The organism is Faecalicoccus sp., from assembly GCF_036552745.1.
GTDB lineage: Bacteria > Bacillota_I > Bacilli_A > Erysipelotrichales > Erysipelotrichaceae > Faecalicoccus.
The window spans coordinates 18,257-36,669 of the sequence record NZ_JAXKBY010000093.1 but is presented as its reverse complement, the minus strand read 5'-3'; the positions used below and the strand labels follow the sequence as shown (position 1 = coordinate 36,669).

Here is an 18,413-nt window from a genome sequence, read left to right as displayed (position 1 = left end):
ATGAAAATAGGTATAGATATAGCCTCACTTGCTTATAAAAAGCAAGTAAACCAAATTGTTTTGATTGCCGGTGATAGTGATTTTGTACCCGCTGCCAAACTAGCGCGACGTGAAGGAATAGATTTTGTATTAGATCCTTTAGGTGGAAATATAAAAGATTCCTTATTTGAACATATTGACGGATTAAGAACATGCGATTCTAAATTTAGAGATAATAAATAAAAATCCACCGATGCTACCAACATCAGTGGATCGATAAGGGTACTACCAATACCCAGTACATAAAAAGAATGAGTACCAATCATTAACTTTTTATGTACCCATTTTAACAAAATTACACCAAAAAAGAAAGGATGGGTACTTATGCCTAGAAAGAAAATGAAACTGCCTAACGGCTACGGGACTGTATTTAGAATCGACAAGAGAAAAAGAAGAAGACCTTTTGTTGTAAAAAAGACGATTGGATGGGATCTCATCGGTGATAAGGCTGTGCAGAACGTCATAGTGATCGGATACGCCAAAACGTATGAAGAGGGTATTAAGATGTTGGAAGAATATAATCTCTCACCTTATGACGTATCTGAGCGTAAGACGACCTTTGCAGAAGTTTGGGAGCGATGGTCCGAAGAACACTTCCCGGAATTGTCAAATTCAACGATTGCCGGCTATAAGGCTTGCTACAAGACATGTTCAAAAATTTATAACATACCGATGTCAAAGTTGAGAACAAAAGATTTGCAGCGTGTTATCGATGAGTCCGGCAAGAACGCACCGACTCTAAAAAGATTCAAGAGCCTTTTACATTCCATGTATAAATACGCCTTACGCTATGACATCGTTGATAAGGACTATTCAAGGCTAATCAATGTGCAAAAACATAAGAACAAGAATCCTAATCAGCGTGGCCATACGATCTTTACAAATGAAGAAATTAAAAGGCTATGGGATAATCAGTTCGATGCAGATGTACAGGTTGTGCTAATGTTGATCTACACCGGTGTACGTATTGGCGAGATGCTGAGCATCAAGAAAGAGGATGTGCATCTGAATGATCGATACATCGAGATCCACGGTACGAAGACTGAAAATGCAGAGCGTATTGTACCAATTGCAGAAAAAATCTATCCTTTTGTATATGCAAGGATGGAAGAGGATGGGGAGTATTTGATCAACAATACTTTATCGACTCGTGCCAAAATCGACAATTACAGGCGTACACGATGGATGCCTGTCATGAAGAACCTGGATATGAATCATACACCACATGATACAAGACATACCTGTGCCTCCATGTTGGCCAATGCCGATACAAATCCACTGGTCACTAAAAAGATTCTGGGTCACTCCGGGGCTATGGATCTGACCGAAAAGGTATATACGCATTTAGACGTATCTATACTGATCGATGCCATCAACAAGATCTGATGGCATTTTATTTTTATACTTGTGTGTGTTACGTGTGAGTTGTGTGTGAGTTACGGACGGATTCAAAAAGAGTCTAAATGATAGGAAAAGCGCCTATTTATCGCTACAATAAACAGGCGCTTCTCCGGAAAGTTTTTAAGAAAGGGAATTTTGATTATGAAGTGAGCCTCTATCCTTGGCTCGGTTATACTATACAAAACAATCTTGAGATTGTTATGGACAGAATATGTGAGAGTTTGTGATAGAAAATTAAACTATTTTACAAGCCCGCTGATTCCCTTTTTTGCCTCTTCAATCAAGGTTTCCTTTAACAAATGCAAATCTTCAATGTGATCTTTTTTAAACACCGCTTCTAAAACCATCGGCATATTCATACCACCGATAACGATGGTCTGCTCCTCCCGATTCTTGTTTTCCAAGACCGAAAGGGCATTAAGGATCGGCGAGCCGCTCAGGATATCCGTCAGTAAAATGATCTGATCGTTTTCCGGAATTAAAGAAAACACTTTTTCACATTCTTCCATAAAAAGACCGGCATCCATATCCTGCTTCAAACAGATGGAATACACTTCTTTTCGATCACCGGCAATCATTTTCACAACAGAATGCATACCTTGCGCCAATTCACCATGACTGATCAATACAATATTTCGCATAATCTTTCCTACTTTCTCTTTTTCTCTTTTTTCCACTGGGTTTGTTTTTCCTGAATGATCTTACCGATCTTATACGTACAGGGAATTTCCTGACTGCCGGCACTGATCACCAGATAGCTTTTCTTAAATAAGCCTTCTTTAAACTGTATATCGCGCAATGCCTTAAACCGATAAAACGTATCTTCATAAAAGAAGCCGTCTTTGGCAAAGGAGCATCGATAGCGAATGCGATTGTCCACGGCCAGAGCCAGAAATAAAATGCCCAGGCAAACATAAATGACTGTATAAGATGCCTCGATACCTGTGGTTAAGGTAACACCGCATACAATAAAGATCAACACAGCCAAAACGATCATACCAACCATCGGCCAAAATGATAGATCGATATCTTCGTGATTCGAATGAGCACTTTGAAACTCCTGCAATTTTTTTTGATAGCGTTGATATCGCCTGGCGGTTTCATAGATCGTAAACAATGAAATTCCGATAAATAATATTGTAACGACGATACTGATAATACTGTTTCCTTCCATATTGCTTCCTTCCTTTTTCTGACATTATATCATTTTGAAAAGTAAATATGCTACAATGGCGTAAAAGAAAGAAGGAACTTTATGGAAACGGAAAATAATATAGAACTTATGAAGCGTTTAAACAGCTCTTCCATGTATCTTCAAAGCAACGATATGAAGGTAACCGAAGTGCGTGAAGGCTATGCCAAAGTGGAGATGATCATCGATGAACAAATCTTAAACGTGCATGGCTTTGTGCACGGCGGCGCTTTATTTTCACTGGCTGATACTGTTGCCGGAGCTGCCAGCTTTGCCAGTGGAAGAGACAGCGTAACACTCACCGGAACGATCAACTATATCAAGCCCGGAAAAGGCGGAAAACTGATTGGAATTGCTCAGGAAATCAGTCGCGGAAGAACAACTGGTGTATATGAAGTCTTTATTTTTAACGATCGAAACACTCTTTTATCTCGTGCTACGTTTACGATGTTCTTCTTAGATTCGGACCGGATCAAAGCAAAAAAAACGCAAGACCATGCCCAAAAATAGGCAATGCAACCGACAGTTGACAAAGTTTCAAGCCTGTTTGGTGGCCTGCTACCCTATTTTTTGATGTAATAAAGCCACCAAGGAGGGCAAGATTATGATATTCGCCGATAAAATTATTCAATTGAGAAAAGAAAGAAACTGGTCGCAGGAAGAATTAGCCAGCCAATTAGGAGTATCGCGTCAATCCATATCAAAATGGGAAAGCGGCTCCTCATTACCCGATCTCGACAAAATCATCAAATTATCACAGATCTTTGATGTATCGACCGATTACTTATTAAAAGAGGAAATGGAAGAAGACACCTCTTCTCCTTCTTTAGAAGAACCACCAAAGTTTTCCAAGTGGGGTACAGAAGCTAAGCGAAAGATTCATAAAGTTTCTTTAGAAGATGCTGACTTATATTTAAAAGCACAGCGTAAGTATGCCTTTAAGATCATGATCGGTGTCGTACTTTGTATTTTGAGTTTTTTCTCTGTGATTTGTATTTCCGAACTCGCGCAACAAAGAATGTTACCTCTTTCTTTGGAAGCCGGGGAAGCACTGGGAGCTGGGTCCTTATTTATCTTGATTGCGATTGCGGTCGTTCTCTTTGTGACATCGCACTTAACTATGAATCAATTCCAATATTTAAGAAAAGAAGAATTAGAACTTCTGTATGGTGTAGAAGGCATCGTGGAAAAGAAGAAGCAAGAGTTTCACTCCACCTATACCGCCTGTATCGCTTTTGGGATCATGTTATGTATATTAAGTATTCTTCCACTCATTTTTGCCGATGGCTTCTCTGCACCATTTATAGAAATTCAAGGTGCTTCCATACAGGTAGAAGCACAGAGACAAGGCTTGTTTGTTTCCTTAGCGCCGGCATTGATGATCTTGATCGTTGCCGCCGGTGTGGCCCTAATCGTATATGCTTCCATCGTTCAATCCGGATTTAATGTTCTTTTACAGACTGAGAATCATACGATTGATCAAAAACGAGCTGATCAGAAGATGGAACTCATCGCTTCATTGTTTTGGATCAGTATCACGGCCATCTATTTGCTCCTATCTTTCTGGACAAGAAACTGGGAATATACTTGGATCATTTGGGCTATCGCCGGTTTGATCTATTCTCTAATTTCCACATATATAAAATATTTTAAATCCTAAGGCCTATATTCAGGTCTTTTTTATATGGAGCATATTCTTTGTAATCCCTAGTGAAACGCTATATTATCTCTATATCGAGATAATGACCAAAACAATAAATAAGTCATAATTGGAGGTGGATTTTTGGAAAACAGGAACGCAAAGATTTTGATCGGATTATCCCGTAATGTTCATGCCCTGCATAGACAAACGGCACAGCTGCTTTTGAAACACCATATAACGCTCAGCCAATTTGGTGTCTTGGAAGTCTTGTACAGTAAAGGTGATATTCGTATCGGAGAAGTACAAGATAAGATCCTTAGTTCTACCGGAACTATGCCAACGATCTTAAAAAACTTAGCACGTCAACAGTACCTTCAAAAAATGGTAGATCCACAAGATAAACGAGTTACAAAGCTGCATCTTTTAGACAAAGGAAAAGACTTAGTGGAAAAAGTCTTACCGGAAAATCTAAAACAAATTGAACAATACTGTTCGCATCTATCTGAAGATGAAAAAGAAGAATTGATTCGTTTACTAAAAAAACTGGGAGGAAAATCAATATAGAAAGAAAAGTACAAACAAAAATCAAAGGCTATCGCACAGTTGATGGAGCCGGTGTCAGCTTAGTTCGAGTGCTGGGAAATCAAACGATGGAAGAATTTGATCCTATTTTGATGTTAGATTCTTTTGACAGCACGAATCCTAAAGACTATATTGCCGGTTTCCCAATGCATCCGCATCGAGGGATTGAAACCATCAGTTATTTATCACGCGGAAAAATGGTGCATCGCGATATGTTAGGAAACGAAGAAGCCATTAGTGATGGTGAAGTCCAATGGATGAATGCCGGCTCCGGCATTCTGCATGAAGAAATGGTACCGGCTGCCGATCGTTTATTAGGTGTGCAGCTATGGCTAAACTTACCGGCCTATGAAAAAATGAGTCAGCCAACCTATCACAGTATTAAAAAAGAAGAAATCCCGGAAGTCTCATTCGATGCCGGAAAGATTCGTGTTTTAGCCGGATCGTACAAAGATATACAAGGTTATAAAGGAGAACATTGGCCCATCGATTATTATGATATTCACTTTGATCAAGAAGGAAGCTTAGAACTATCCACCGAAATGGATGATTCTGTCATGCTATTTACTTTATTAGGCGATGTGATTGTAGGGGATACCCTCATTGAAGAAAAAACAGCAGTTCACCTAACACCAGGTACATCCATTCATTTAAAGAGTCATCATACTCCCTCGCAAGTTCTTTTCATTCGTTCTAAGCCATTAAAAGAACCTATCGCCTGGGCTGGCCCAATTGTTATGAATACACAAAAAGAACTGGAACAGGCATTTACCGATCTGCAGACTGGACAGTTCATCAAAGAAAAGGCACAATATTAATAGATTAAAATGTTCTATGTGAAATATTTCCAAGACAAAAAGGAGCTAACTATGATTAAAATTCAATTTGAACCCGAAAAGCATCGCAGTGCAGCTTATGACCAAGAAAAGTGTATCGGTGAATGCACCTACACAACGGACATCCCCGATGAGTGGAATATCAATCATACTTTTGTCGATTCAACTTATGGTGGACAGGGAATTGCCGGTCAATTAGTTGATCGGATCGTATCCGAAGCCACAAATCGTCACATCCACCTTTATCCGACTTGTTCTTATGCAAAAAAACGCATAGAAGCAAACCCGGATCATCAAGATCTATTAACAACACATTAAAAAGAAGCACGAGCCAGAAACTCGTGTTTTTTTGCCATATTTTCACACACTATTTTGTGTGATGATAATTCTGTATAAATCTTAGAATCAAGAAAAACCAAATCCCTATGGATATCCATTGTGAAGTGGATAAAATCCATATTCCTCTTTGTGGATCGCCACGCCAAAATTCTAATAGAAAACGCCCTATGGAATAGAAACCCAAATAAGCATATAAACGATGTCCTTTATAAAAATGAAGGAACAGAAAAAGCAGAAACTCCATACCGGCTTCTATCAGCTGTACCGGAATACGATTTGTTTCCATGGGATTGGCATAGATGGAGAAAGTAGGAAGTCCGAGAAATTCACTTTCCACGCCATAACAACAACCGCTGAAAAAACAGCCGATACGAGCAAAGGCATGAAATAAAGGAATCATCGGTACTAAAACGTTTGTCTGTCCATAGAAATCTTTATGAAATTCATAGCAATAGAAAACACTTCCTATGATAGCCCCTAACAGACCTCCATAAAATACAAAACCGGAAGAAACATAGTAGATCCATTGGTCCATATGGGCCGAGATTTCCGGTAAAGAAACTAGAATATAGAGAAGTTTAGCTCCTGCCAATGCGCCGATTCCGGCATAGCACAAAAGATAGGCGGACTGTTCTCTTTGTGCTTTAGGAATACAAAACAAGCCATAGATTAAGCAGGCAAAGGCTCCACACAGTGCAAAAAACGCATAGGAAGAAAGCACTATAGGTCCTAATTGAATTTGTGCCATAGACAAAAAAAGAGCACAATGGCTCTTATTGTAATGAAGCTCCTACACTGGCCAGTCCGCCTAACAGACAAGCACAGGCGACAAAACTTACTGCACATAATACAGTTCCGATAATGGAGCATACAAATCCGGCAGTGGCGATGCCTGTTGGATTTTCATTTCTTGCCTTGATGGAAAGAATAATACCAATCACACCGCAAATCAGTCCGAAAACAGCACCATACGCACCAAAGAAAATCAATACAATCGATACGATTCCAAGAACCAATCCCGCAATCGCTTTTCCATTTGATGGTTGTTCATTCATAATATTTCCTACTTTCTACACATTCAAATTAAATACATATGTTGGATCATCACTGAAGATATCCGCATATACATTTAGTTTTAAACCTGTATCTCCTGCCGGTTCTTCAAAACATAACTTACCGGATACATTTCCTCCGGAAGCCAAATCACCGGAATTCAATTCGTTTTCTAAATCAACCACAAAAGTTGTGGATTCTTCCTGACCCTGTGAATTTAACATCTTAAAGTAGTAAGGGTTATAATCAATTTTTTCATCCGATCCATTTTCAATTGTTACAGAAACGATTACGTATTCTTTTCCAGATTCTGGCGTGTTATAGCTAAAACCGGCACTTCTTTCTACACCAGTGACCGTGTATTTTACGCCATCTACATCCGCGGTTTCATTGACTCCATACTCTGATTTCGTTTCTTGTTCTTCTACTTTTTTCTCCTCTGTCGAATCATCTTTATTGGATGTATCCGATGATCCACAGGCCGTAATTCCAAACACCATAGCACTACATAGTAAAGCATATCCTAATTTCTTCATAACCAAACCTCCTGCATGAAAATAAAAAAACTTCTGCCTGCCTTAACTATAGGCAATACAGAAGTAAAATTGTTATGCTGGCAGCATCATATCAAAAAGAGATAAGATACCGATTCCTATCACCAAAAGAAGAAAATACGTCAAGGAAAGTATTCCCCATCGTACGAGTGATAAATCATATTTTGGTACTTTATGGCGATTACAGATTACCAGTTCTAAAAGAGCTAAGACTAAAAAACATGCGATTAAATACAAGTTGTCATGCTCAAAAGACGTATTTTTTTGTGTATCAATCGATAAAACGATACAAACACTTAAAATCCATCCGATCCAGGAGCCAACCTTTCCTTTACGACTTCGATTATTGATGCCCGGAAATATCCATCTCATTTCCTGAAGCTCGGCTTTTAACTGCGCCGCACTTTGAAATCGATCTTTAGGGTCCATACTCAAAGCTTTTCGAATAATTCTTTCAAAATGTCCCTTTACACTTTGATCCAACCGTCCTGTCAAAAGCACTTGTAAGAGTCTCCCGCAGGAATAAACATCACTCTGCACACCGGTTTGGGCAAATCCAAACTGTTCCGGTGCCGCATAACCGACACTTCCTAATAAAGTCGTATCTCTTGTCTTTGAAGGATCGTAAAAACGGGCAATATCAAAATCAAATAAGATTATTTTTCCATCTTGATAAAAAATATTCTCCGGTTTGATATCTCGATGAATGATCGGTGGCTTGAGTTGATGAAGACGCATTAAAATATCACAGAGCTGACACACAATATTTACCGCTTCCTTTTCTGAAAACGGAAGAATCTCGGCCAGAGTATCTGCCTGGATAAACTCTTCCGTAATGACTAACCATTCTTCTTCAATTTGTACATCGTATATTTTCGGTATTCCTTGCATTGGATGTTCCTGCAGTGCTTTATACACAAAATAATCGGCATGCTTCATCTTTCGCTGCACAAAAAAAGTCTGATCCATTTTGTTTTGTATCAGAGAAATTTTCTTCGTATCTGTGTCTTTAAACGTACTCACAATTTTAACTAAAGAAGGAACCATTTTTGTTGCCTGATTTCAATTCTTATTTTACCATACTTTTGAGAGGTTCTTATTATGATATCCACAACACAATTAACCACACTTTTAAATCAAAATACTCCATTAGACGACATTTTAGAAATTCTTCCTGACTTAGACTTCGTTTCCTATTTGGAAGCTTGTTTAGAAAAGAAAGATTTAAAAAAGAGCGAAGTAATTGAAAAAACAAATCTGCAGAAAAACTATGCGTATCAGATCTGCAATGGTACCAAGAAAGGAAGCAAAGAGAAGATCATCCAGCTGGCTCTGGCCATGCGTCTGAATTTACATGACACTAATAACTTGTTGTCATTAAGCAATAATGGCTTATTGTATGCCAAGGTAAAAAAAGATGCGATCTTGATCTATGCTTTACAACATCACTATAACTTATTCAAGACCAATGAGCTTCTAATTGCCCATGGTTTTGATGCATTGGATTAAAAAAGTACTGAAACCATTTTAGATTTCAGTACTTTTTCTATTTAAATGAATTTTTAAAACGTTCAAACGGACTTTCCTTTTGCCCTTTACGAAGCTGTTCATATAAGTCACGTTCTTTACGTGTCAACTTCTTTGGAATTTCAATCATCACTTCAACAAATTCATCACCTGTTTGACGAGAAGTTTTGACACCTTTACCTTTCAGACGAAATTTTGTATTAGGCTGTGTTCCTTCCGGAATTTTCAACTCGACATCACCATATACGGTTGGTACCTGCACACTGGTTCCGATTGTCGCATCCAAAGCACTGATTGGTACTTTAATGTAAATATCATTTCCTTCTCGTTTAAAGGTAGAATGTGGCTGTACGATGATTTCAATATAAAGATCACCATTTGGTCCACCGTTGGATCCACGTTCTCCTTTGCCTGCGATACGAATCTGTTGACCGGTAGAAATGCCAGCCGGAATTTTGATATCCAGCTTTACACGTTTATGCTCATAGCCCTTGCCATGACATTTGTGACAAACATGCGTAACTTTTTTACCCGTTCCATGACAATCCGGACAAACAGACTGCTGCTGAATCACACCAAACATACTTCTTTGTTGTGTCATAACATAACCGCTACCATGACATGTCGGACATGTCTGTACATCTTCAGGATGTTCGGCTCCACTGCCATGACAATGCGAACATTGTTCATCCACTTCTAAAGTAATGGTTTCGGTCTTACCAAAGATTGCATCCATAAAATCGATACGCATCTGCATATAGCGATCCTGCCCCTGACGAGGCTGATTAGCACTTCTTCGGGAGGAACCTCCAAAGCCAAATCCGGAGCCTCCAAAGAAAGAACCGAAAATATCATTCAAGTCCCCGAAGTCACTGAATCCACCCTGGAATCCGCCCTGACCAAAGGCACCGTCCATACCGGCATGTCCAAACTGATCATAACGGGCACGTTTATCTTTATCGCTAAGGACCTCGTAGGCTTCATTGATCTCTTTAAATTTATCTTCAGCCCCTGGATCCTTGTTTACATCCGGGTGATACTTCATGGCCAACTTTCGGTAGGCTTTCTTGATCTGATCCTCTGTGGCATCTTTGGCAACGCCCAGTACTTCATAATAGTCTCTTTTTTCAGCCATGATTTCCCTCCTTATCTCATGATAAAGTTCTAGCAACAGCTAGAACTTTAAAAATTAGTGTTTTTCGGTAAATTCACCATCGACAACATCATCATTAGTATGCGTTGTGTTGTCTTGTCCGCCCTGGTTAGCCTGCTGCTGATACATCTGCTGACCAGCCATCTGTGCGGCCTTTTCCAAAGCTTCTAATTTATTGCGGATATCTTCCATATTATTCTCATCCAGAGATTTCTGCAAGTCATCACGCAATTTTTTCGTTTCTTCTGCCTGTTTGGCATCAATTTTGTCTTTGCCATCCTCTAACATCGCATCGATCTGTGCAATGAATCCTTCGGCACGGTTACGTAAATCGATTTCATCTTTACGTTTTTCATCTTCGGCCTTATGTTCTTCGGCTTCACGAACCATACGATCGATTTCATCATCACTTAATCCGCTGGAGTTCTGGATCGTGATAGACTGTTCTTTTCCGGTTCCCTTATCTTTAGCGCTGACATGAACGATACCGTTGGCATCGATATCAAAAGTAACTTCGATTTGAGGGACACCACGTCGAGCCGGTGCGATACCTGTCAACTGGAAGTTTCCTAATTCTTTGTTATCGGCAGCCATTGGACGTTCACCCTGTAATACCTTGATATCTACAGCCGGCTGGTTATCTGCAGCTGTTGAGAAGATCTGCGATTTACTTGTAGGGATCGTTGTATTACGTGGAATCAATACGGTCATAACACCACCCATAGTTTCGATACCTAATGACAATGGTGTAACATCCAGCAACAATACGTCTTTTACATCACCAGAGATAACACCACCCTGAATGGCAGCACCCATGGCAACGGCTTCATCCGGGTTAACAGAATGGTTAGGATCTTTACCTAATGCCTTGCGTACAGCTTCCTGTACAGCCGGGATACGAGTCGATCCACCAACCAACAATACCTGGTCGATATCACTCTTAGACAATTTGGCATCACGCAATGCGTTTTCAATCGGAATCATTGTACGATCTACCAAAGATTTTGTCATTTCATCAAATTTAGCACGTGTTAATGTAGCTTCAAAGTGCAATGGACCACTGGCTCCGGCAGAGATAAATGGCAAGCTGATCTGTGTCTGCATAACACCACTTAAATCTTTCTTTGCCTTTTCAGCCGCTTCTTTTAAACGCTGTAAGGCCATTGTATCTTGTTTCAAGTCAATTCCGTTTTCTTTCTTGAATGTATCAGCCATCCAATCAACCAATACGTTATCGAAGTCATCTCCACCTAAGTGTGTATCACCGTTTGTCGATAATACTTCAAAAGTACCATCAGCCAAATCCAGGATACTAACATCGAAAGTTCCTCCACCTAAGTCGTAGATCAAAACTTTTTGTTCTTTATCTGTCTTATCAATCCCATAAGCCAAAGCAGCCGCTGTTGGTTCGTTGATAATACGTTCTACTTCCAATCCGGCGATCTTTCCGGCATCTTTAGTAGCCTGACGCTGAGCATCGTTGAAGTAAGCCGGTACAGTGATAACTGCTTTTGTGACAGGTTCTCCTAAATAATCTTCTGCATAAGATTTCAAATACTGCAGGATCATCGCACTGATTTCCTGTGGTGTGTATTGTTTTCCTTCGGCTTCTACTTTCTGGTTTGTACCCATCAAACGTTTAATGGATGAAATCGTATTTTTGTTGGTAACTGCCTGACGTTTAGCGGCATCACCGATAATACGTTCTCCGTTTTTAAATGCTACAACACTTGGTGTTGTACGATTTCCTTCCGGGTTAGGGATTACTTTTGAATCCTTACCTTCCATGACAGCCACACAGCTGTTTGTTGTACCTAAGTCAATACCAATAATTTTTGCCATAGTCGATTCCTCCTTTACTCACTTACCTTCACTAAGGCAGGTCTTAATATACGATCCTTTAACATATAACCTTTCTGCATCACTTCGATAACCATTCCCGGCTCTACACCTTCCTTGGCTTCCTGCATCAAAGCCTGCATCGTATTGTGATCAAAAGGTTGTCCCATTGCTTCAATTTCTTTGATTCCCTCATTTGTCAGCACATTGACTAACTGCTGATGAATCATTTCAAATCCTTTGACATAATTTAAAACTTCTTCATTTTCACTTTGAACCATCAAAGCTCTTTCCATACCATCCAAGATCGGAAGAAGTTCCAGTCCGGCCTGCTGGAAACGATATTTCTTTGTCATATCCGCTTCATTCTGCAGACGCTTTTTCATATTTTCTGTATCGGCATAGGCACGAGCTACATCGTTTTTAGCCTTTGCCAATTCTTCTTTCAAATTTTCGATCTCTGCTTCTAAAGGATTGACTTCTTCGACATTCGCTTCCTTGTCCGCATCATTCTGTTCTTTGATTTCCGGCTGTTCTTCCATCTTTTTTTCTTCTTTTTTCTCATTCTTTTTGCTCATCGTCATTTCCGCCTCCTTTTTGTGCAAAGACATCTTCAATCACGCTGGACATGTAATCCATCAGGGCAACCACTTTGGAATACTGCATTCGATTTGGCCCTACGACCATCAATTGCCCTTCCTCATCGTTGTTGTAATGAAATTTTGTCGTAACGACCGAACAATCTCCAATCTGCAACAACTCATTTCGCTGATCAATCTGAATCGCCACATTATCTTCTTGATCGGTCCACTGATGAAATAAGCTGGAGCTTTCCAATACAGCCATCAGCTCTTTCAGCTTATTTAAATCGCTGAATTCCGGTTGATACAACATATTGCTTCTTCCGGAAACCTTGACCTTTTCTGTGGCAAAACGCATAAATGCTGTCACAAAGGCTTCAAACAGCACTTCGTGACGAACAACCTTGGCTGCCATCAAAGGCTCGATTTCTTTCATCTTGTCAACGACTTCACTGATAGGTGTTCCTACCAGCTGATCATTCAACAAATCCGTACATGTCTTAATATCCTGTACCGATACTTCCGTACCAAAATCAAAGACTTTATTCTCTGTATGGCCCTGATCGGTCACGATAATGCCTACTGCACTTTTTTCACTGATCGGAATCAGTTGTACATGCTGAAGCTTTTGTGAACGACTGTCAGGCCCTAAGACAATGCTCGTTAGATTGGTCATGTGACTTAAGATATCACAGCTTTTTTCTACGACTTCATCCAATGAATAATGTCTTTCGGAAAATACCTGCTGCAAAGAATGTTTCACATTGGCATCCAGGTTGGTTTCCATCAGATTTTCTACATAGTACCGATATCCTTTTTGACTGGGAACACGACCGCTGGATGTATGTGTTTTTTCCAACAGGCCCACTTTTTCAAGGGCTGCCATCTCGTTACGAATCGTAGCTGATGATACCGGAAAATCCAACAGCTGCATCAAAGTCTTTGAGCCGACCGGTTCTGCACATCGTGTAAATTCATCGACGATCGTTTTAAAGATGATTTTTTGACGTTGTGTCAGTCCCATATCCAAGCCCCTTTCTAGCACTCTTGTTCTCTGTCTGCTAACAGTATATCATATTCTTTAGCAAACGCAAGGATTTAGTGCTAAAAATTCAAGAAATTTTAAATGCTTTTTCTTGTTTTGGTTTGCTACAATAGAAATATGAAACAAATAGAGTTTATAAACACAACCGTTTACGGTGCTGTAACACTAAAAGATGCGACCCGTCCCGATCAAAACAACATGGCTTTTCACGTATGTAACGATGAACAAGGTGTATTATCCAATCGAAAAGAGTTGGAAAAGATCACGATTCCGCTAGAAAACTGGGCTTTGCCATGGCAAAAACATACCGATCATTTTTATCATGTTACATCAAAAGATAAAGGAAAGGGGGCCTTTGATAAATATACCAGCATCATGGATGTCGATGCCCTTTATACAACCGAGCCAAATGTATTGATCGGTGTCTTTACCGCCGATTGTGTTGGTATCTTACTGGTCGATGAAACAACGCCTTGTCTTTGTGTGATCCACTCCGGATGGAAAGGTACCGTACAACAAATCACCGCAAAAACCATAGATCACCTCATTCAAAATCAGCTTATCCATCCCAAAACTACACAGGCTTTTTTTAGTCCCAGCCTGCAGTTTGATTCGTTGGAAGTAGGTATGGAAGTCATAGAACAGATACAGAAGCTGCCTATAGATACTTCTTCATATATTCGCAGGTTATCCAACGAAAAGGCTTTATTAGACAATCAGGGAATCAATGCCCAGATGTTGATCAATGCCGGTATCGCAAAAGAAAACATTCATCTATCTTCCATCGATACGCTAACCGATATAGACAATGGATTCAGTTATCGCAGAAACAATTGTTTAAAGGAATTTCCTAAATGCGGTGAACATTTCACCTATGGCTATATAAAAGAAAAAACCTCGCATTGAGGTTTTTACGCCTTTTCAGGCAAAGGATGAATAATTTGTATCCGTATTAGGAGGATACAGATATGATTAGTGGTCCTCATGGACAAGCTCATTGTAGCTAAAAACCATAAAAAAACAATTTATCTTTGTTATTTCGATGAAACAAAATATTTAAAATCGTTTTTCAAAAAGTTTTTAAATATCAAATCTTCTGAACAAAAATTTTATATTCTTTCCATCTTTCGCTATAATACATTTGAAAAGAGGAATGGATATGTCCAGAAAAAAAGAACTTCGTCAATCAAAGATTCGTCAGATTTTATTAGAAGAAAGCCGAGTACGCGTAATCGATCTTGCCAGAAGATTGGGTGTCACACCGGAAACCCTACGTAATGATATCAGTGAAATGGAAGCACAATCTTTACTGATTCGTGAACACGGCTATGCCCGTATTCAAAATCCGATGCAGGAAACCCCATTATTATTTCGAAATCAGGAAAATGCAGAAGCCAAAAAACGAGTCGGCATCCGTGCTTTAAACGAGATCCAGGATGGTTCGGTTGTCTTTTTAGATTCCGGAAGTACCGTTCTGCTGGGAATTCCTGCTTTGCAGGGTAAAAAAAGCTTGACCATCGTAACGAATTCTTTACCGTTAGCCCAACAATGCGCTGCCTTTAATTTCGATATTCTCTTTACCGGCGGTATGATTTATAATGCCGGATTACGCGCCTACGGAACCTTTGCCATTGAAATCATCGATCATGTACATATTGATCTTGCGATCATGGGAACTGACGGCTTTAAAGACTGTGAAGGCTTTACTTCCACCAACATCAATGAACTGGGATTTAAACGACATGTCATGAATCAAACTGAAAAGTTGATCATGGTCACAGACAGCTCCAAGTTTCATGACAAAGCCCCTTTCACATTTTGTAAATTCCGCGAATTTGATATGCTTGTGACCAACGAGATTTCACAGGATGATTTAAACCTTGTCAAAGATATAAAAAAGATCATCCAGGTCTAAGCCATAGGATGATCAATTGTTAATACAAGATATACTTTTTTATCCGATTTGATATGTGCCAATAAATTTTCTTCAATTTGAGAAGGCGTCATTGTTTCATCATACGGAATGACCAGATCAAAGACCAGATTTACGTGTGTTGGACCGGATACGATTCGAAAATCATGAAAATTCCAGGAAACACCCAAAGCTTGTATCGCATCGACGACAAGCTTTTTATAATGCTCAGTCAACGGATCATTGACTTTGACAGGATCCATATGTAGAACCAGTTCGATACCCATCGCTTTTTTGATTTCTCTTTCAATATTGTCAATGGCATCATGCACTTTAAAAATATCATCCGAAGCATCGACTTCCACATGTGCACTGGCAAACAAACGATTAGGTCCATAATTATGAATCATCAAATCATGAACGCCTAATACTTCCGGGCTCTTTAAGATAAAGCGATCTATTTTATTCACCAAGTTCGGGTCTGGCGCTTCTCCCAATAGCACATTTAAAACTTCACGAATCAAGGTATAAGCATTATATAAGATAATGAATGAAACGATGATTCCCATGTACCCGTCTAAATTCCATCCAACTAACGGAGAGATCAACGTTGATAAAAAGACAGCGCCCGTTCCCATGACATCACTGATCGAATCTAATGCCGTTGCCTCCAACAAAGAAGAATCATACACTTTAGAAAGCTTTTTATTGTAAGCATACATCCATAATTTAACAACGATGGAAATGCCTAAGATCACAAGTGTGACGATGCGAAAGTCGATGGCTGAAGGATGCAGGATCTTTTCGATACTTTCTTTAGCCATTTCAATACCGATATACCCTACGATCAATCCTACAAACAAGGAAGCAATGGTTTCACTTCGCTCATGGCCAAAAGGATGATCTTCGTCAGCCGGTTTATTGGATACGACAAAAGAGACGATGGAGATGATATTACTGCAGGCATCGGACAAGTTGTTGATCGCATCAGCACGAATGGAAACGCTGTTGACAATCACTCCGATAACATATTTGATCACAAATAAAAACAGGTTAGCTAAAATCCCGATAAAACCGCATAGTCTTCCTACAGCACTTCTAACACCTGAATCTTTCGTGTTTTGATAATCTTTTACGAATCGTTTGACTAATAAATTTACCATACCGCGATTGTATCAAAACACTTTAAGGCATTCAATCAATTTTAGTTACGTTATTCTTACTTTTATGGTACAATACTTGGGTACGGAGACGTATCGAAGTGGTCATAACGAGCTCGACTCGAAATCGAGTTGCCTTCACGGGCACGTGGGTTCGAATCCCACCGTCTCCGCCATTATTCTATATAGTAGTTTGAACGGTAAATTATTGTAATTTATCGTTTTTTAAGTTTTAGAACACTTTTTGAATTCCTTCCATTTCTGTCAAAATAAATCTTTCTTTCCTTTTAATCTCTTTCTAATCCTCTCAAAAACTTCATCATGTGTATATTTTTCATCCGTCATTTCCGCAAGATGATCTGCTTCAGATAACCTTGTTTCCAAGTCATCTATCGATTTATAATATTTATCAATAATGAAATTTACAGTATCTCTGCCCATTTTCAATCCGTTTGATTCAATATAATCTATCATTTCAATAAGTTGTTTTTGAATACTATTGTTTTTGTTTTCATCTTGCTACCTGTTCTTTATGAATCTTCATATGTTTGAATCTTTTAAAATATCCTCAAGCATTTCATAAACTAGAATTTAAGCCTTACTCAATCCAACACCATTTTTTAAGCTTAATATAACCTGTCATATTCATAATTAAAGTGATTCGAATTTACTAACACCTTTAACTTTTCTTCAGATATCACACGGTGTTTTTTAATTTTATACTATTTTGAGCAATATTTTATTCCATCATCATTACCTTTATTTTCTATCGACTATATATAGTATAACACTATTAAGATCATAAACTTTTTTCATTTATTCGAATTATTTCCTTTCAACAAGCCTTTATAAAAGAGTATAAAACTAATCAGGATGAAAATCACCCTGATTAGTTTTCTTTACTTAATTAACCAAGCATAGTCTTGACGACAATCTACGACATAATCCACATAAACCTTTTTATTAATGATTTGATAAATCATTAAATATCTTTTTCCAAAAATGACATAGCGGTATTTATATTTCGCAATATACTCACTGTCCAACCATGGATAACGAGTTGGCATAAATGAAAGTGAAGAAGATGTTTCTTGAAAGTCCTTCGTTAGTTTCCTTGCTGCTTCTGGGCTAACCTGTGCCAAAAAAGCCGCATGAGATACCAATATCTTTGTTGCCTTCTGCGATACAATGACTTGATATTCATTCATTTCTTCCATTTTTAACAACCTCTTCAATTATCTCGTTCATCATTTTGGATACCTGATCTACGCTATATCCAGTGTTGCCAAGGAGGCGTTCTTCTTCAACAGAGACTAACTCTTCCCGTAATTTCAACATTTTCTCTCTTTGCTCATAAGTCTCCAAATCCATTACAACCAAATCTCCCTCACCATTTTTCGTCAAGAAAACAGGTTCTTTAGTTTGCCGGCAAAGATCAGCAATTTCATTATAGTTTTGGCGAATAGCTGCAGATGGTCTAATGTTCATAACTTCCTCCTCATAGTATAATTATATCAATATTATACACGAAAAGTGCTATATTTGTAGAATAAAAGCC

At 38.9% G+C, this 18,413-nt stretch carries 24 protein-coding genes and 1 tRNA gene; 11 read left to right on the top strand and 14 right to left on the bottom strand.

Going from position 1 to position 18,413, the window contains the following annotated elements:
• Both U0M88_RS04685 and U0M88_RS04680 read left to right on the top strand, forming a co-directional pair.
• Window positions 1-222, top strand: a 222-nt coding sequence (locus U0M88_RS04685; RefSeq protein ID WP_331869059.1) for an NYN domain-containing protein, incomplete at its 5' end; no start/stop codon positions are given.
• A 141-nt stretch (window positions 223-363) separates the two neighbouring features.
• Complete coding sequence (locus tag U0M88_RS04680) at window positions 364-1,425, top strand: tyrosine-type recombinase/integrase (RefSeq protein WP_331869058.1); 1,062 nt, start codon at window positions 364-366, stop codon at window positions 1,423-1,425.
• Window positions 1,426-1,679: 254 nt separating this feature from the next.
• Here the strand turns inward: U0M88_RS04680 and U0M88_RS04675 are convergent, their stop codons facing one another.
• Both U0M88_RS04675 and U0M88_RS04670 read right to left on the bottom strand, forming a co-directional pair.
• Window positions 1,680-2,081, bottom strand: a complete 402-nt coding sequence (locus tag U0M88_RS04675) for a PTS sugar transporter subunit IIA (protein WP_027969011.1) — start codon at window positions 2,079-2,081, stop codon at window positions 1,680-1,682.
• Window positions 2,082-2,089: 8 nt separating this feature from the next.
• Window positions 2,090-2,614: a hypothetical protein gene (locus tag U0M88_RS04670; RefSeq protein WP_331869057.1), complete on the bottom strand. Its 525-nt coding sequence runs from the start codon at window positions 2,612-2,614 to the stop codon at window positions 2,090-2,092.
• 81 nt (window positions 2,615-2,695) lie between these two features.
• Here U0M88_RS04670 and U0M88_RS04665 point away from each other — a divergent pair, with 81 nt between their 5' ends.
• The 5 genes from U0M88_RS04665 (at window position 2,696) to U0M88_RS04645 (ending at window position 6,010) form a co-directional block, all read left to right on the top strand.
• Window positions 2,696-3,142 carry a PaaI family thioesterase gene (locus U0M88_RS04665; RefSeq protein ID WP_167698565.1) on the top strand — a complete coding sequence of 149 codons (447 nt, stop codon included), beginning with the start codon at window positions 2,696-2,698 and terminating at the stop codon, window positions 3,140-3,142.
• A 94-nt stretch (window positions 3,143-3,236) separates the two neighbouring features.
• Window positions 3,237-4,292, top strand: coding sequence for a helix-turn-helix domain-containing protein (locus U0M88_RS04660; protein WP_331869056.1), 1,056 nt, complete (start codon window positions 3,237-3,239; stop codon window positions 4,290-4,292).
• A 123-nt stretch (window positions 4,293-4,415) separates the two neighbouring features.
• Window positions 4,416-4,838 (top strand): MarR family winged helix-turn-helix transcriptional regulator, encoded by a 423-nt coding sequence (locus tag U0M88_RS04655; protein ID WP_288229271.1) that lies wholly within the window; start codon window positions 4,416-4,418, stop codon window positions 4,836-4,838.
• A 68-nt stretch (window positions 4,839-4,906) separates the two neighbouring features.
• Window positions 4,907-5,674, top strand: a complete 768-nt coding sequence (locus U0M88_RS04650) for a pirin family protein (RefSeq protein WP_331869055.1) — start codon at window positions 4,907-4,909, stop codon at window positions 5,672-5,674.
• Window positions 5,675-5,683: 9 nt separating this feature from the next.
• Entirely contained in the window at window positions 5,684-6,010 is a 327-nt protein-coding gene (locus tag U0M88_RS04645) for a GNAT family N-acetyltransferase (protein WP_331869054.1), read from the top strand.
• Between the two features lie 49 nt (window positions 6,011-6,059).
• Here U0M88_RS04645 and U0M88_RS04640 read toward each other — a convergent pair whose 3' ends face one another.
• From U0M88_RS04640 to U0M88_RS04625, 4 genes are all read right to left on the bottom strand, one after another.
• On the bottom strand, window positions 6,060-6,779 hold the full coding sequence (locus U0M88_RS04640; RefSeq protein ID WP_331869053.1) for a prolipoprotein diacylglyceryl transferase: 720 nt from the start codon (window positions 6,777-6,779) through the stop codon (window positions 6,060-6,062).
• 25 nt (window positions 6,780-6,804) lie between these two features.
• Window positions 6,805-7,086, bottom strand: a complete 282-nt coding sequence (locus U0M88_RS04635; RefSeq protein ID WP_331869052.1) for a hypothetical protein — start codon at window positions 7,084-7,086, stop codon at window positions 6,805-6,807.
• 15 nt (window positions 7,087-7,101) lie between these two features.
• The gene (locus U0M88_RS04630) at window positions 7,102-7,620 is read right to left on the bottom strand and encodes a DUF4352 domain-containing protein (RefSeq protein WP_331869051.1); all 519 of its coding nucleotides are present in this window, start codon (window positions 7,618-7,620) and stop codon (window positions 7,102-7,104) included.
• A 72-nt stretch (window positions 7,621-7,692) separates the two neighbouring features.
• The gene (locus U0M88_RS04625) at window positions 7,693-8,607 is read right to left on the bottom strand and encodes a serine/threonine protein kinase (RefSeq protein WP_331869050.1); all 915 of its coding nucleotides are present in this window, start codon (window positions 8,605-8,607) and stop codon (window positions 7,693-7,695) included.
• 132 nt (window positions 8,608-8,739) lie between these two features.
• On the opposite strand from U0M88_RS04625, the gene U0M88_RS04620 reads away from it, so the two are divergent.
• Complete coding sequence (locus tag U0M88_RS04620) at window positions 8,740-9,147, top strand: hypothetical protein (RefSeq protein ID WP_331869049.1); 408 nt, start codon at window positions 8,740-8,742, stop codon at window positions 9,145-9,147.
• Between the two features lie 37 nt (window positions 9,148-9,184).
• On the opposite strand, the gene dnaJ is transcribed toward U0M88_RS04620, so the two are convergent.
• The 4 genes from dnaJ to hrcA are packed head-to-tail and all read right to left on the bottom strand — an operon-like array spanning window position 9,185 to window position 13,762.
• Window positions 9,185-10,300, bottom strand: a complete 1,116-nt coding sequence (gene dnaJ, locus U0M88_RS04615; RefSeq protein WP_117445495.1) for a molecular chaperone DnaJ — start codon at window positions 10,298-10,300, stop codon at window positions 9,185-9,187.
• A 54-nt stretch (window positions 10,301-10,354) separates the two neighbouring features.
• A complete protein-coding gene (gene dnaK, locus U0M88_RS04610; protein ID WP_331869048.1) occupies window positions 10,355-12,160 on the bottom strand; it encodes a molecular chaperone DnaK in 1,806 nt (601 codons plus the stop codon).
• 14 nt (window positions 12,161-12,174) lie between these two features.
• Complete coding sequence (gene grpE, locus U0M88_RS04605; RefSeq protein WP_022789460.1) at window positions 12,175-12,741, bottom strand: nucleotide exchange factor GrpE; 567 nt, start codon at window positions 12,739-12,741, stop codon at window positions 12,175-12,177.
• On the bottom strand, window positions 12,719-13,762 hold the full coding sequence (gene hrcA, locus U0M88_RS04600; RefSeq protein ID WP_294687544.1) for a heat-inducible transcriptional repressor HrcA: 1,044 nt from the start codon (window positions 13,760-13,762) through the stop codon (window positions 12,719-12,721). The genes grpE and hrcA overlap by 23 nt, the downstream gene beginning before the upstream one ends.
• Window positions 13,763-13,900: 138 nt before the next feature.
• On the opposite strand from hrcA, the gene U0M88_RS04595 reads away from it, so the two are divergent.
• Together U0M88_RS04595 and U0M88_RS04590 are read left to right on the top strand one after the other, a co-directional pair.
• Entirely contained in the window at window positions 13,901-14,689 is a 789-nt protein-coding gene (locus U0M88_RS04595) for a polyphenol oxidase family protein (protein ID WP_331869047.1), read from the top strand.
• A 253-nt stretch (window positions 14,690-14,942) separates the two neighbouring features.
• Complete coding sequence (locus tag U0M88_RS04590; RefSeq protein ID WP_320802702.1) at window positions 14,943-15,698, top strand: DeoR/GlpR family DNA-binding transcription regulator; 756 nt, start codon at window positions 14,943-14,945, stop codon at window positions 15,696-15,698.
• On the opposite strand, the gene U0M88_RS04585 is transcribed toward U0M88_RS04590, so the two are convergent.
• On the bottom strand, window positions 15,695-16,858 hold the full coding sequence (locus U0M88_RS04585; protein WP_331869046.1) for a cation diffusion facilitator family transporter: 1,164 nt from the start codon (window positions 16,856-16,858) through the stop codon (window positions 15,695-15,697). The two genes, U0M88_RS04590 and U0M88_RS04585, sit on opposite strands and share 4 nt — an antisense overlap.
• An 84-nt stretch (window positions 16,859-16,942) precedes the next feature.
• Here U0M88_RS04585 and U0M88_RS04580 point away from each other — a divergent pair.
• A tRNA-Ser gene (locus U0M88_RS04580) sits at window positions 16,943-17,031 on the top strand.
• An 88-nt stretch (window positions 17,032-17,119) separates the two neighbouring features.
• Here the strand turns inward: U0M88_RS04580 and U0M88_RS04575 are convergent.
• The 3 genes from U0M88_RS04575 to U0M88_RS04565 form a co-directional block, all read right to left on the bottom strand.
• On the bottom strand, window positions 17,120-17,329 hold the full coding sequence (locus U0M88_RS04575; protein WP_117445491.1) for a hypothetical protein: 210 nt from the start codon (window positions 17,327-17,329) through the stop codon (window positions 17,120-17,122).
• Between the two features lie 425 nt (window positions 17,330-17,754).
• Window positions 17,755-18,072, bottom strand: coding sequence for a type II toxin-antitoxin system RelE/ParE family toxin (locus tag U0M88_RS04570; protein ID WP_294687554.1), 318 nt, complete (start codon window positions 18,070-18,072; stop codon window positions 17,755-17,757).
• Window positions 18,056-18,343 (bottom strand): type II toxin-antitoxin system prevent-host-death family antitoxin, encoded by a 288-nt coding sequence (locus U0M88_RS04565; RefSeq protein ID WP_117445489.1) that lies wholly within the window; start codon window positions 18,341-18,343, stop codon window positions 18,056-18,058. The genes U0M88_RS04570 and U0M88_RS04565 overlap by 17 nt, the downstream gene beginning before the upstream one ends.
• Between the last annotated feature and the right edge of the window lie 70 nt (window positions 18,344-18,413).